Origin of the sequence: Corynebacterium tuingiense (assembly GCF_046718165.1) — a bacterium.
Classification (GTDB): Bacteria; Actinomycetota; Actinomycetes; order Mycobacteriales; family Mycobacteriaceae; genus Corynebacterium.
The window spans coordinates 1,950,356-1,962,607 of sequence record NZ_CP177101.1; the positions used below are offsets into that span (position 1 = coordinate 1,950,356).

The following is a 12,252-nucleotide window of genomic DNA, read 5'->3' on the forward strand; positions in this document are numbered from 1 at the left end:
GGACGCCCTCACGATGGCAGAAACCACTCCCCTTTTAGGCCCTGTAGTAGAGCAACTGGGCACGGATATCGTCAGCGGGGAGATGACGGAAGGCACGCGGTTTCGCCTTGGGGACATCGAGAAGCGCTTTGGCATCTCCCGCACCGTGGCGCGCGAGGCCATGCGCACCCTCGAGCATCTGGGAATGGTTTCTTCTGGGCGCCGGGTGGGACTTAAAGTGCTGCCGCGCAGCAGCTGGGCGGTTTATGATCCCGCCGTTATCTCGTGGCGGCTGGGCCACGATAAAACGCGCGCGGAACAGGTCGCGCGCCTCAACGAGCTGCGCCTTGGCATCGAACCTGTAGCGGCGCAGCTCGCCGCGCGCAATGCCAGCCCACAGCAGCGCCGCGAATTGCTGCGGCTAGCAGGAAGGCTCAGCGAGCTCGAGACCACCCCTTCCCCACGGGTGGGCGAAGAGCTCGAAACCGACCTGCAATTCCATACCCTCATCCTGGAGGCCTCCGGCAATGAGATGATTGCCGCGCTGGCGCCAGCCTTGCTGTCCATCTTGAAGGGCAAGTCCGTCTTTGGTTCCCGCAAGCGGGATCCGATTCGCGGCACGACGCAGCTACATATGGATTTAGCGCGGGAGATTGACGCCGGCGAGGCCGAAGCCGCCGAGCGCACCTCCCGCGCTATCCTGGACCGCGCCCGCGCTTAGAGCATGCAGGAAACGCAGCCCTCGATCTCGGTGCCTTCCAGGGCCATCTGGCGCACGCGGATGTAGTACAAGGTCTTAATGCCCTTGCGCCAAGCGTAAATCTGCGCCTTATTCACATCGCGGGTGGTGGCGGTGTCCTTGAAGAACAGCGTCAGCGATAGCCCCTGGTCCACGTACTTCGTTGCCTCAGCGTAGGTATCAACGATCTTCTCGTAACCAATCTCGTACGAGTCCTTGAAGTACTCCAAGTTGTCGTTGTCCATATGCGCCGCCGGGTAGTACACGCGGCCGATCTTGCCTTCCTTGCGGATTTCAATCTTGGAGGCAATCGGGTGGATGGACGAGGTGGAATTGTTGATATAGGAAATCGAGCCCGTCGGCGGCACCGCCTGCAGGTTGCGGTTGTAGAGGCCGTGCTTGGCGACGTCCTCCTTCAGCTCCGCCCAGTCCTCTGCGGTTGGGGTGTAGATGGAGGAGGCATCGAAAAGAGCCTTGACCTTTTCCGTGCGCGGCTGGAACTCCGCCGGATCGTAGGAGTCGAAGAACTCGCCGCTGGCGTAGTCGGATTCGGGGAACTCGGTAAAGGTCGTGCCGCGCTCGCGGGCGATCTTATTGGAGGCGCGCAGGGCGGCGTACATGATGGCCGCGAAGTAAGCGTTGGTGAAGTCCAAGCCCTCCTCGGAGCCGTACTCGATATGCTCGCGGCCCAAATAACCGTGCAGGTTCATCTGGCCCAAGCCGATGGCGTGCGAGTCATCGTTGCCCTTGCGCACGGACGGGACGGAATCGATGGAGGTCTTATCCGCCACGGAGGTCAGCCCGCGAATCGCGGTCTCCACCGTTTGGGAGAAGTCCGGCGAGTCCATGGTCATGGCGATATTCAGCGAACCCAGGTTGCAGGAGATATCGTTGCCCACCTGGTCATAAGAAAGATCCGCATTGAGCTCGGAAGCGGAGTTGACCTGCAAGATCTCCGAGCACAAGTTGGACATATTAATCCGGGAGGTCTTGACCGGGTTGGCGCGGTTTACCGTATCTTCATACATGATGTACGGGTAGCCGGACTCGAACTGCAACTCCGCCACGGTTTGGAAGAAGTGGCGCGCGTTGATCTTCTTCTTCCGGATGCGCGGGTCCTCGACCATTTCTTCGTAGTGCTCGGTAACGGAGATATCGCCGAAGGCCTTACCGTAGACGCGCTCGACGTCATACGGCGAGAACAGGTACATATCGTCGTTGTTCTTGGCCAGCTCGAAGGTGATATCCGGGATCACCACGCCCAAGGACAGGGTCTTAATGCGGATCTTTTCATCCGCGTTCTCGCGCTTGGTGTCGAGGAAGTTCATGATGTCCGGGTGGTGGGCGTTGAGGTACACCGCGCCCGCGCCCTGGCGCGCACCGAGCTGGTTGGCGTAGGAGAATGCATCCTCCAGCATCTTCATCACTGGGATGACGCCGGAAGACTGGTTCTCGATGTGCTTAATCGGCGCGCCGGATTCGCGGATATTGGACAGCAGCAGGGCCACGCCGCCGCCGCGCTTGGACAGCTGCAGCGCGGAGTTGATGGAACGGCCGATGGATTCCATATTGTCTTCGATGCGGAGCAGGAAGCAGGAAACCAATTCGCCGCGCTGCTGCTTACCGGCATTCAGGAAGGTTGGCGTAGCCGGCTGGAAGCGGCCGGTCATGATCTCATCGACGAGGCGCTCTGCCAGCTCACCATCGCCATCACCAAGGAAAAGCGCCGTCATGGAAACGCGGTCCTCAAAGCGCTCCAAGTACCGGCGGCCGTCGAAGGTCTTCAGCGTATAGCTGGTGTAGTACTTATAGGCGCCAAGGAAGGACTTGAAGCGGAACTTATAAGAGTAGGCGCGCTTGAATAGGGACTTGATGAACTCGAAGTCATAAGCCTCAATGACAGCGGGGTCGTAGTACTTATTGCGCACCAGGTAATCGATCTTTTCTTCCAGGTCGTGGAAGTAGACCGTGTTCTGATTAACGTGCTGCAAGAAGAACTGATTGGCGGCCTCGCGGTCCTTATCAAATTGAATCTTGCCGTCTCCGTCGTAGAGATTCAGCATGGCGTTGAGCGCGTGGTAATCCAGCTGCTCTTCCTGCGATACTGGCTCTGCTACGGTCTTTCCCAATTGCGTACTCACAGCTAACGCGGCCTTTCTTAAAATCAGGATTCTATTAGGTGTGTCGCACCGCGGCTAGGCTGCCTCATCCAGTCCTAACTGGGAAGCATTAGCCAGCAGGCCTTCGCGACAAATTTTTATATCTTCATCGTTTCCGAGCAACTCGAAACGATATACATAGGGCACCTTACATTTGGCGCTGATGACGTCACCAGCCTTGCCAAAATCGGCACCGAAGTTGCTATTTCCTCCGGCGATAACCGCCCGAATAAAACTGCGGTTGTGCTCATTATTAAGGAATCTAATTACCTGCACCGGTACGGGCCGGGAGTTTTGGTGGCTAATGGAGGCTCCCCCGCCGTAGGTGGGGCACACCAAGACGAAAGGTTCATTGACCACAAGCGGCTCATCAGTGCGGCGCAGGGGGATTCGTGCGCTAGGGAAACCTAGCTTCTGCACGAACCGGTGCGTATTTTCCGTAGTAGAGGAAAAATACACGACCAACATGACGGCACCTCCCTCCTCGGCTGCTTACGCAGAGGCGGCTAGTGCTGCAAGGTTCTTGATGCGGTCAGGGCGGAAGCCGGACCAGTGCTCGCCGTTTGCTTCTACGACGGGTGCCTGGACGTAGCCCAGAGCCATAATGTAGTCACGGGCTTCATCGTCCACGGTGACATCTACCACGTTGTAATCCAGACCCGCGCGGTCAAGGGCCTTCTTGGTGGCGTTGCACTGAACGCAAGCGGGCTTGGTGTAGACGGTGATAGACATAATAACTCCCTAAAATCCTTTTGCGAGATAGCTTTTGCTCGTAGAAAGCGGAGGTTCTGACCCCTTTTCGGGCCACTTCCTGCACCGCTCTGAGCGACACCAACGACACTATACTTTGGGGGAATTGACCGCAACTGACACAACATATAGTAGTTGCACCCATGATATTCCCAGGAGGGCCAGGGGCGAGACCCCACATGTTGACCACCCCAGCACCCAACCGTGAAACTACACGCCTGACATTCCTGCGGGTTTACCTTCTGTTCACCTAAACATGTGGCAAAGTTCACATTCTGGCGTCGAACCCCAGCAACGAAAAAATCCGCCTCGCTCCGAATTCTCGGAGGAGGCGGACTTTCTTAAGTTTCAATTAGCCCTGACGAGCCTTGAAACGGGGATCCTTCTTGTTGATCACGAAGACCTTACCGTGGCGGCGAATAACCTGGGCGCCCGGCTTCTTCTTCAGCGACCGAAGGGACTTACGGACCTTCATCGGGCGCTCCTTTCGTTATGCGCAATCTACATGCGGTTGAGTAAATAAAGCACGGACTGGGAATCCCCAGCCATGACACGAGGAATAATTTTACCTCACGCGGCCATTAAGACCAAAACACTAGGGCTTAATGGGGTGCGGATTCCCGTGAGTAACGGGTTTTCATCTCCTCGCCTACCTCATCCAGGCTACGTCCCATAGTCTCTGGCACCAAAATGCGGGTGTAGCCGATGGCTATGAGCCCCAGTACGCCGAAGACGCCAAAGGCCACCGGGCCGGTGAGCCACTCCACCAGCGGCAGGAAGTACTGGGCCACGGCCCAGTTGGTGGCCCACAGCGAGAGCCCGGCGATGCCCATGCCCAAGCCGCGTACCTGCAGGGGCACGAGCTCCGAGATGAGCAACCAGGTCGTCGGCGAGACCGCCGCTTGCTGGAAGGCAATAAACGAGGCCATAAATACCAGCGAGACCATCGCCATCGTGGTGGAATCGGCGGCGTGCGAGTACGCCACGGACAAGATGAATAGCGAAATCACGTTGCCGGTCAGGCCGATGAGCAGCAGGCGCTTGCGGCCGATGCGGTCGACCACCTTGAGGCCCACCCAACAGGCGATAACGGATACCACGCCAATGACAATCGAGGTATAGACCGAGTTGGTGGTAGAAATGCCAACCTGGCTCATCATGGTGGGAGCGAAGTAGACGATGGCATTAACGCCGGTGATCTGCTGGGTCAGGCCCATCAGCATGGCGAGCAATACCGTCACCTGCATCCAGCGATTGGCCTTCAGCGCCTTCCACTCGGAGCCGCTGGAGCGGCGCGCCGTTTCCTGGGAGGTAAGCTCCGCCAGGTCCATCCCGGCGCGGCCTGCGACCTCACGGGCCCGCGACATCTTATTGTGCGTGGCAAGCCAGACTGGGGTCTCTGGCAAGAAGAGCATGCCCACGGCGAGGGCCGCGCCCGGTACGGCCGCAAGCCCCAGCATCCATTCCCAACTTTCCGTGGGCGCGAGGGCCGAGTTGACCAAGTAAGCCAACAACTGGCCTACCACGATCAACAGGGTATTCAGGGAGACCATACGCCCGCGGATCTTGGCCGGCACCATCTCTGAGATATACATGGGCGAAACAATGGATACCGCACCAACGGCAAAGCCTAGGAAGGTACGGGCCGTGGCCAGCATGGTCACCGACCCCGCCAGCGCACACCAGATGGAGCCCAAAACAAAGATGATGCCGCCGGCGATCAGCGTAAAGCGGCGGCCAAACCGGTCCGCAATGCGGCCTGCGGTCAAAGCACCCACTGCGGCACCCACCAGCAGCATGGAGGTTACCCACCCCTCTTGGTGGGCTGTCATATTAAATTCCGGGGTGATATACAGCAAAGCACCGGACATCACGCCGGTGTCATAACCAAATAATAAACCGCCAAGGGCGGCAATTGCTGCAACTACCTTGACATAACTTTCTTTATTCACAGCACGCAATTGTGTCAGGAGACTACGATGAACGTCATGTCACCCGATGCCGAAAACTTGCAACAATCCATCATAAAACAGCTGGATGTACGCCCCTTTATCGATCCAGAAGAGGAAATTGCCCGCCGCGTAGATTTCCTCGTGGAATACTTGGAAACGACCCATGCCAAAGGCTACGTGCTGGGCATTTCCGGCGGCCAGGATTCCACCCTGGCGGGAAAGCTCACCCAGCTGGCAGTAGAGCGGGTAGAAGGCGCCGAATTTTGGGCCGTGCGCCTGCCCCACGGCACGCAGGCGGATGAGGACGATGCCCAGATCGCCCTCGATTTCATCCGCCCCGATCACCGGCTCACCGTTGATATTCAACCGGCCACCGCAGCGCTGAGCCACGAGGTCGCCCGTGCGGTGAACCAGGATTCCTTGAACGATTTCAATCGCGGCAATGCCAAGGCGCGCCTGCGCATGACCGCGCAATATGCCATCGCCGGCGAGGTGGGCGCGCTGGTTGTGGGCACGGATCACGCAGCGGAAAACGTCACCGCGTTCTACACCAAGTGGGGCGATGGCGCGGCAGACCTACTCCCCCTGGCCGGGCTAAATAAGCGCCAAGGCGCGGCATTGCTCAAGCACTTAGGTGCGCCAGAGTCCACGTGGTCCAAGGTCCCCACCGCGGATTTGGAAGACGATAAGCCGCAGCTTCCCGATGAAGAGGCGCTCGGCGTCACCTACGCCCACATCGATGACTACTTAGAGGGCAAGGCGGTTCCCGATGCCACCCGCGAGCGCATCGAGACCCTGTGGCACCGCGGCATCCACAAGCGCCAGATGCCGCAAGGGCCAACCGCCTAAGCCAGCGCCTCTAGCGTGGCGAGTGCCGCGCGCTCCAGCGGCCGGTTATAGGCCGAGCCGTGGGTCAGCGCGTGCACAGCTAGTGGGTGCAGTTGATGCATGGGAATCCAGGTTTCAATATCTTTCGGCGCCCCATAGCCGCGGAAGATTTCCTCTACATAGGGCGCGCCGAATAGCGCCAACATGCCCAAATCAGTGTGCGGATGCCCGCCGTGAGCTGCGGGATCGATCATGATGCCACCCTGGGCATCGAAAAGCAGGTTGCCCGCCCACAGGTCACCGTGGATGCGCGCAGGCGCCACATCCCAGCTGCGGGCGGCAATCGCATCGCAAGCCCGCTTAACCAAGTCCCTTTGCGCAGTACTGATTCCGGCCGGCTCCGCAAACGGCAGCACGCGCTGCTGGGCATAGAATTCACCCCAGTTATCGGTGGGCGTGCACTCCTGTTCAATGGTGCCGATGAAGTTTCTTCCTTCCCACCCCTCCGGCGCGCTGCCAAAAGCCGGTGCCCCAGCACGGTGCACGCGCGCGAGCTCCGCACCAAATTTTCGCGCGGCCTCTGCAGTGGGCGCTACCTCGTTGATGCGTTCTGTAACGATTTCCTTGTCGTCGGCGCTGATTACTGTGGCTACCGCATCAGTGGCTTCACCCAACCACCGGAGGCCGGCAGCCTCAGCACCAGCTTGGTCTTTATCGCGTACTTGCTTAGCAAAGGTCTGCATATTGACCAGCATAACTACTTCGGTAGCACACCAGGTTGGGCCGGAAAACTTAGAATTACATGCCTCGCACTTTAATTGACAAAGTTTTTCAGTTAGTTAATTGGCCCACTGCGAATTAAGATGCTGTACATAAATAATTTACCGAATGGTAAATTCTCTCTCTCGAATTGAAAAGGATAACTATGGTCGGAATTAACGGCATTAAGAGAAAGTTCGTCGGTGGTCTCCTCGCGCTTGGTGCTGCCTTGACGATGGCCCAGTCTGCCAACGCAGCAGAACCCCACGGCAAGGAAATGGTCACTTTCGGCGACTCTTTCTCCGCTAACGGCGGCGCCCCTGGGGATCGCGCAGCGGTCAGCCCTTTCTCCGCCTCTACTCCCCTACCGAACACGTGCAGTAACGACAAGCACAACTGGGCACACCAAACTGCCCGGAATCTCAGTCACAGCCTTGCGGACTACACGTGCAACGGCACCAGTTATTGGGTAGCTGCCTTCGTCGAACACGCAGTCCGCTCTGGGAATATTGGCCCCGATACGAAGGAAGTCACCTTCATGTATGGCGGCCTGCAGCCTGGCACCTATATCGATGCACTGGCTAACGCCACCGCCCCAAATATCCCTAAGGGCTCGAGCTACCGCGGATTGCTGAACGCACAATTCAATAAAATTCGATCCGTGGCCCCGAATGCACGCATCACGATGGTCAACTACGTTCCAATGACGGTTAATGACACCCTCTGTGTGGTCAATGACGACCGGATGCAGCTGCCACTGTCCATCCCAGGTGTTACTCGCGCAGAAGAAGAGTTCAACCGCGAAATCGGACGTGCCGCAGGCTCCCTTGGCGTGAACTTCATCGATCTTCACAACCAAGCAAAAACGCACGATCCTTGCCAGCCGGACACCAACCACCGGTGGGCAGTCATTGCTCAGACCCCGACGGCCCCTTCCGTGATGCCAATGCACCCGACTGATGTTGGACACACAGGAATGGCAGGTATTATTACGAATGGCCTAAGGAGCTAGGCCCCCATTTCCCCTATTCCAAGGAACTAAATCTCGGAGGAAACGTGAAGCGTATTAATAAGCTCGCCGCGGCTGCTGCTTTCATCACAGCGCTTGTGGGCACGAGCACCGTTGCCACAGCTGCAGTCCCAGGAAACACCGTTCTCGTTGGTGACAGTATTGTAGCCAACCCAACCGTCGCTGACCATGCGCTGAACAAGGCGCATAAAACGGCTAATACCGGAGTGGGCTGCGTTACCGATAATGCCATTGCCACTGAGATGAGCAATGTTTCCGGTGCACACGTTGACCAGTACCAATGCGCAGGTGCTTCTTTAGCCACTGGAGGCGTTCACGTCGATAACTCTCTCCGCAAGGCAGCAGAAGACGGCAACCTTAACCACGAGACCAAAAATGTCGTTATCGTTGCCGGCGCTAATGACACCTACCCCCACAAAACGGATATCGCAGCCTCCGACCGCGCGATTCGCGGTGGTCTCCGCAGCGCACTCGATGTAGCCCACCAGCACGCACCGAATGCCAAGGTGACTGTCGTAGGTTACCCGCACGTGACCCGCGGCAACTCCACTTGCCTGACCTCTTCGATCATTCCCCTACCCATCGCAGCCGTCTCTGACACAGAACAGCGCCTCCAAAACACCCTGCGCGAAGTGTCCGAGCAAAACGGCGCAACCTTCTTAGATGCACAGCCCATGTCTGAAGGACATGACATGTGCTCGCCAGACCGCTGGTGGGTTAACCTCGTTGACCCAGTACCACCAGCTCCCGGCAACCTACCACTGCACCTTAATGCCCACGGCACCGCAGCTTATGGCCAGTTTATCGGCCACGCTCTGCAGTAAGTAGAAAGAAAATATCCCGCATAGTTTTAAACTATGCGGGATATTTTTATGAGTTTTCTGGTTAGTGGTTATTGATCCAATCGATACCTGCCTGAAATTCCGCCCCACCGTACTGCATATGGGCAAGTTGTCCGCGTAGCAAGTTTATATTATCCATTGGACCATGCTGAGAGGCCTCACCCACGATCTGCTGCAAAGGCAGCTTGCCGTGCGCCGCATCCACCTCCATGGACGGGGATACAAATCCCAGGTATTCCTTTGGGTAGTTACAAATAATATCCTGCGGGTTGCAAACCTCAAGCACATCAGCCCCCAGTTCGCCGTACCCACCGTCGAGGTGGCCTAGCGCGCCAGTCGCGTTGGCCATGTCATCGTGATACTGCGCAGCATCATTACCGCCCTGGTACGGGTTGGCATAGAGGGCTGCAGATGCAAACCTATCCTTATCAAGTGGTCCGCGCCCGTGCGCCGCATCGTTGATGATGCGTGCGGAAATATCTGCTCCCTCGGAATAGCCGACCAAGGAAATCTTGCTATTCGGGCAGTCATTCTGGATTTGTTGAATCTTAGCTGCCGTGCGGTTATACCCTTCGTTAGAAGAGTCAGAATATTTCGACACAGCAAATGGGAAGGCTTGGTAGCCCACAAAGGTGGCGTTCGTATCCGGCTGGAGTCCGAGCTTTACGCCCATCTGTCCGGTAATTAGACCGTGCGGAACATCCGAAGGTGCTGACGGAATAGTATTCGCTCCGCCAGGAACAAAGACGACCTGCTGGTTAGCGCACGTCGGAGCGGACATTGGGTTCCCCGGCATCGCACCAGTGGCGGCGGGAGCAGAAAGCGCAAGTGCGGCTGCAGAGATAGCACCGGCCGCCGCAGCTTTCACCGTAGAATTCATATAATTTCCTATTTTAAAAAAGGTCCCGTCAGTTGACACGGGTTACATTACATGATTCTTAGTTAACAGGCGACACCTCAATGCACTGTAGACCAGACGTGTTTTCGCATAAAAAATCCCGAGCCACCGTTCTTTAACGGTGCCTCGGGACACTACATTGTGGAGCTAACGGGATTCGAACCCGTGACCCCCACACTGCCAGTGTGGTGCGCTACCAGCTGCGCCATAGCCCCATATACGAGGTGCAACCCTGTGGGCCGCAACTCGTATGAATATACATGGCAAGTATTTAACTCACCAAATCGCCTGCTACTTGGTGGCGACGTCTACCCAGTCATTCAAAGACTGACCAGAATCTTTATCCGGAATATCCTTGCCGTTTTGGACAACGCGCGGCGAGGAAACGGAGCCGGTTTCCTTATTCAACTTGTCATAATTGGCCTTGGCCACCTTATTTCCCTGCTTGATATCCACGTTCTTGATGGAATCAACCACGTCATCTTCAGCACCGAGTTCCTTGGCTTGGTCAGCAATGTCCTCGGTGTCCCACTGGGTGGCAACGCTCTGCTGGTTCTGCATCATGTAGTCGCGCAGATTCCAGTAGGTCTTCACATCACCGGACTTAGCCAGTTCTGACATGGCTGCAGCGGCCTTGGTGGAGTAACCGTCCTCGTTTTCGACATCCTGGCCGTCCAGGAAGTTCAACGTGCGTACGTGAACAATCAGCTTGCCGTCCTCAATCGCCTGCAACATGTCCTCATCGGTGTTTTTCGCCAGATCCGCGCAGTGGGGGCAGGAGAAGTCTTCGTACAGATCTACTTCTGGAGTATCGTCATCGGCCGCATCGGACTTCAGGGTAATTGCGTTATCTTTAAAGTCCATGGACATGTTGACGTCTTGCACCTCGATTTCATTGGCCTGTTTGCCGTTCCACACGATGTAGCCAATGACCACAGCGATGATGACGAGGAGGACGCCGACGCCCCAGATGAAACCATTGCCAGACTTGGCATTTGGGTCACTTACTTTGCTCATTTAAACCTTGCCTGTCGATACTTTCGGACTCTTGCAACCTACTGTGCCCACCGCTATGGGTGGAGCGCAAATTTCGTGAACGGGCGTTTGATGGTCCATGCGGTGAGGAAGAGGAAGGCGGCATCGCGAAGCAACGTCAGCCCATAGTTCATGCCTGGCTCCGCATTAGCGTCAGCGGCACCAAAGCAACCACAATCGATGTCCAACCCACGCAGCCATGCCTGGAGAATGCCGACCATGAAAAGCACCATGACCACGGTCGCAACCTTGGAGGACTCACGCAGGAAAATCCCCAGCAGAAGCAGCATTCCGCCCACCAGCTCCAGCGGACCAATGAGCTGGGCCAAATACCCAGACCACTCAGGCGTGAAAATCTCATAAGCCATGATGGATTGCATGGTATCCAGCGGGTGCGCCATCTTCTCTACGCCGGCGATAATCCACACCGCGGCCATGCCAAAGCGAGCAATAAAGCTCACCACATCAAACGTCTTATCCACGCCGATTAGTTTAGCGTTTAACCTCCCCTTTTCAGACACAATGCCCTGTGCTTTTCCTGAGACTTCGCCCACTATGATGTAACCCATGCCGCACTCCCTCATCGTCGGGTCCGGTGCCGCGCTCGGCGCCGGTGTCCGCTATCACTTAACCATCGCGCTCGGCGGCGGGCTGATCCCGCTGCTCATACTCAACATCGTCGGCAGCGCGCTGATGGGGTATACCCGCCCGGGGCCATTCTGGGGCACCGGATTCTTGGGCGGTTTTACCAGCTTCGCTGGCTTTGCTTTCTTCACCGCGGAGTCCCACTGGAGCATCGCCCTGGCCTATGTCGCGGCCACGCTCGTGGGCTGCACCGCCGCCTATCTAGCTGGGGATAAGCTGCGATGAACCTGCTCTTCGTGCTTATCGGCGGCTTTCTCGGCGGCGCGGCGCGCTACGGTTTTACCCGCCTGCTCCCCTCGCCGTATTGCACGTTCGTATCCAATATCCTGGGCTCCTTGGTCTTTGGCCTGGCGGTGGGCTTTTCCCAGCTTGCCGATGCCCCCTTTGCCCATCCCCTCTTCGCCCTCGGCCTCGCCGGTGGCCTTTCCACTTGGTCCACCATGGCGAAAGAGCTGGGGGAAATGGTTAAGCAGCGGCACTGGTGGCCGCTGTGCAAATACCTCTTCTGGACTATCGGGATCGGAGTGGTCTTGGCTTGGCGCGGGGTGATGTGGGCTGGACTTATCTATCACGGGATCTAGGTACGCAATTCCCAGCTCGCTCCTAGCTAGATTGGACCAGCGCAGGCCTACGATT

At 57.2% G+C, this 12,252-nt stretch carries 15 protein-coding genes and 1 tRNA gene; 6 read left to right on the top strand and 10 right to left on the bottom strand.

The annotated features are described in order from the left end of the window. Window positions 1-13 precede the first annotated feature (13 nt). Window positions 14-700, top strand: coding sequence for a FadR/GntR family transcriptional regulator (locus ACLI1T_RS09300; RefSeq protein WP_349887458.1), 687 nt, complete (start codon window positions 14-16; stop codon window positions 698-700). Here ACLI1T_RS09300 and nrdE read toward each other — a convergent pair. The 5 genes from nrdE to ACLI1T_RS09325 form a co-directional block, all read right to left on the bottom strand. Further along, window positions 697-2,859 carry a class 1b ribonucleoside-diphosphate reductase subunit alpha gene (gene nrdE / locus ACLI1T_RS09305; RefSeq protein ID WP_237792546.1) on the bottom strand — a complete coding sequence of 721 codons (2,163 nt, stop codon included), beginning with the start codon at window positions 2,857-2,859 and terminating at the stop codon, window positions 697-699. The genes ACLI1T_RS09300 and nrdE overlap by 4 nt on opposite strands. Window positions 2,860-2,913: 54 nt before the next feature. Next, a complete protein-coding gene (gene nrdI, locus ACLI1T_RS09310; protein WP_005277734.1) occupies window positions 2,914-3,345 on the bottom strand; it encodes a class Ib ribonucleoside-diphosphate reductase assembly flavoprotein NrdI in 432 nt (143 codons plus the stop codon). 24 nt (window positions 3,346-3,369) lie between these two features. Further along, window positions 3,370-3,609 (bottom strand): glutaredoxin-like protein NrdH, encoded by a 240-nt coding sequence (nrdH, locus tag ACLI1T_RS09315; RefSeq protein ID WP_005284554.1) that lies wholly within the window; start codon window positions 3,607-3,609, stop codon window positions 3,370-3,372. A 370-nt stretch (window positions 3,610-3,979) separates the two neighbouring features. Further along, entirely contained in the window at window positions 3,980-4,102 is a 123-nt protein-coding gene (gene ykgO, locus ACLI1T_RS09320; protein ID WP_003847162.1) for a type B 50S ribosomal protein L36, read from the bottom strand. A gap of 127 nt (window positions 4,103-4,229) precedes the next feature. Next, window positions 4,230-5,579, bottom strand: coding sequence for a sugar porter family MFS transporter (locus ACLI1T_RS09325; RefSeq protein ID WP_023023726.1), 1,350 nt, complete (start codon window positions 5,577-5,579; stop codon window positions 4,230-4,232). Window positions 5,580-5,606: 27 nt separating this feature from the next. Between ACLI1T_RS09325 and nadE the strand changes: the two genes are divergently transcribed. Continuing rightward, window positions 5,607-6,428, top strand: coding sequence for an ammonia-dependent NAD(+) synthetase (gene nadE / locus ACLI1T_RS09330; protein WP_023023728.1), 822 nt, complete (start codon window positions 5,607-5,609; stop codon window positions 6,426-6,428). Here nadE and ACLI1T_RS09335 read toward each other — a convergent pair. Next, window positions 6,425-7,162 (bottom strand): fructosamine kinase family protein, encoded by a 738-nt coding sequence (locus ACLI1T_RS09335; RefSeq protein ID WP_034659024.1) that lies wholly within the window; start codon window positions 7,160-7,162, stop codon window positions 6,425-6,427. The two genes, nadE and ACLI1T_RS09335, sit on opposite strands and share 4 nt — an antisense overlap. 170 nt (window positions 7,163-7,332) lie before the next feature. Here ACLI1T_RS09335 and ACLI1T_RS09340 point away from each other — a divergent pair, with 170 nt between their 5' ends. Together ACLI1T_RS09340 and ACLI1T_RS09345 are read left to right on the top strand one after the other, a co-directional pair. After that, on the top strand, window positions 7,333-8,178 hold the full coding sequence (locus ACLI1T_RS09340; protein WP_411702504.1) for a GDSL-type esterase/lipase family protein: 846 nt from the start codon (window positions 7,333-7,335) through the stop codon (window positions 8,176-8,178). Window positions 8,179-8,222: 44 nt separating this feature from the next. Beyond that, window positions 8,223-9,020: a GDSL-type esterase/lipase family protein gene (locus tag ACLI1T_RS09345; RefSeq protein ID WP_411702505.1), complete on the top strand. Its 798-nt coding sequence runs from the start codon at window positions 8,223-8,225 to the stop codon at window positions 9,018-9,020. Window positions 9,021-9,081: 61 nt separating this feature from the next. Here ACLI1T_RS09345 and ACLI1T_RS09350 read toward each other — a convergent pair whose 3' ends face one another. The 4 genes from ACLI1T_RS09350 to ACLI1T_RS09365 all read right to left on the bottom strand — a co-directional run bounded on the left by ACLI1T_RS09350 (window position 9,082) and on the right by ACLI1T_RS09365 (window position 11,453). After that, window positions 9,082-9,918, bottom strand: a complete 837-nt coding sequence (locus ACLI1T_RS09350; RefSeq protein ID WP_411702506.1) for a cutinase family protein — start codon at window positions 9,916-9,918, stop codon at window positions 9,082-9,084. 160 nt (window positions 9,919-10,078) lie between these two features. Beyond that, window positions 10,079-10,151, bottom strand: a tRNA-Ala gene (locus ACLI1T_RS09355). Window positions 10,152-10,227: 76 nt separating this feature from the next. Beyond that, window positions 10,228-10,953, bottom strand: a complete 726-nt coding sequence (locus ACLI1T_RS09360) for a DsbA family protein (RefSeq protein WP_411702507.1) — start codon at window positions 10,951-10,953, stop codon at window positions 10,228-10,230. Window positions 10,954-11,006: 53 nt separating this feature from the next. Next, window positions 11,007-11,453: a MauE/DoxX family redox-associated membrane protein gene (locus ACLI1T_RS09365; RefSeq protein WP_411702508.1), complete on the bottom strand. Its 447-nt coding sequence runs from the start codon at window positions 11,451-11,453 to the stop codon at window positions 11,007-11,009. A gap of 85 nt (window positions 11,454-11,538) precedes the next feature. Between ACLI1T_RS09365 and ACLI1T_RS09370 the strand changes: the two genes are divergently transcribed. Further along, window positions 11,539-11,841: a fluoride efflux transporter family protein gene (locus ACLI1T_RS09370; protein ID WP_411702509.1), complete on the top strand. Its 303-nt coding sequence runs from the start codon at window positions 11,539-11,541 to the stop codon at window positions 11,839-11,841. Next, window positions 11,838-12,197 carry a fluoride efflux transporter FluC gene (locus ACLI1T_RS09375; protein WP_411702510.1) on the top strand — a complete coding sequence of 120 codons (360 nt, stop codon included), beginning with the start codon at window positions 11,838-11,840 and terminating at the stop codon, window positions 12,195-12,197. The genes ACLI1T_RS09370 and ACLI1T_RS09375 overlap by 4 nt, the downstream gene beginning before the upstream one ends. Window positions 12,198-12,252: the final 55 nt, after the last annotated feature.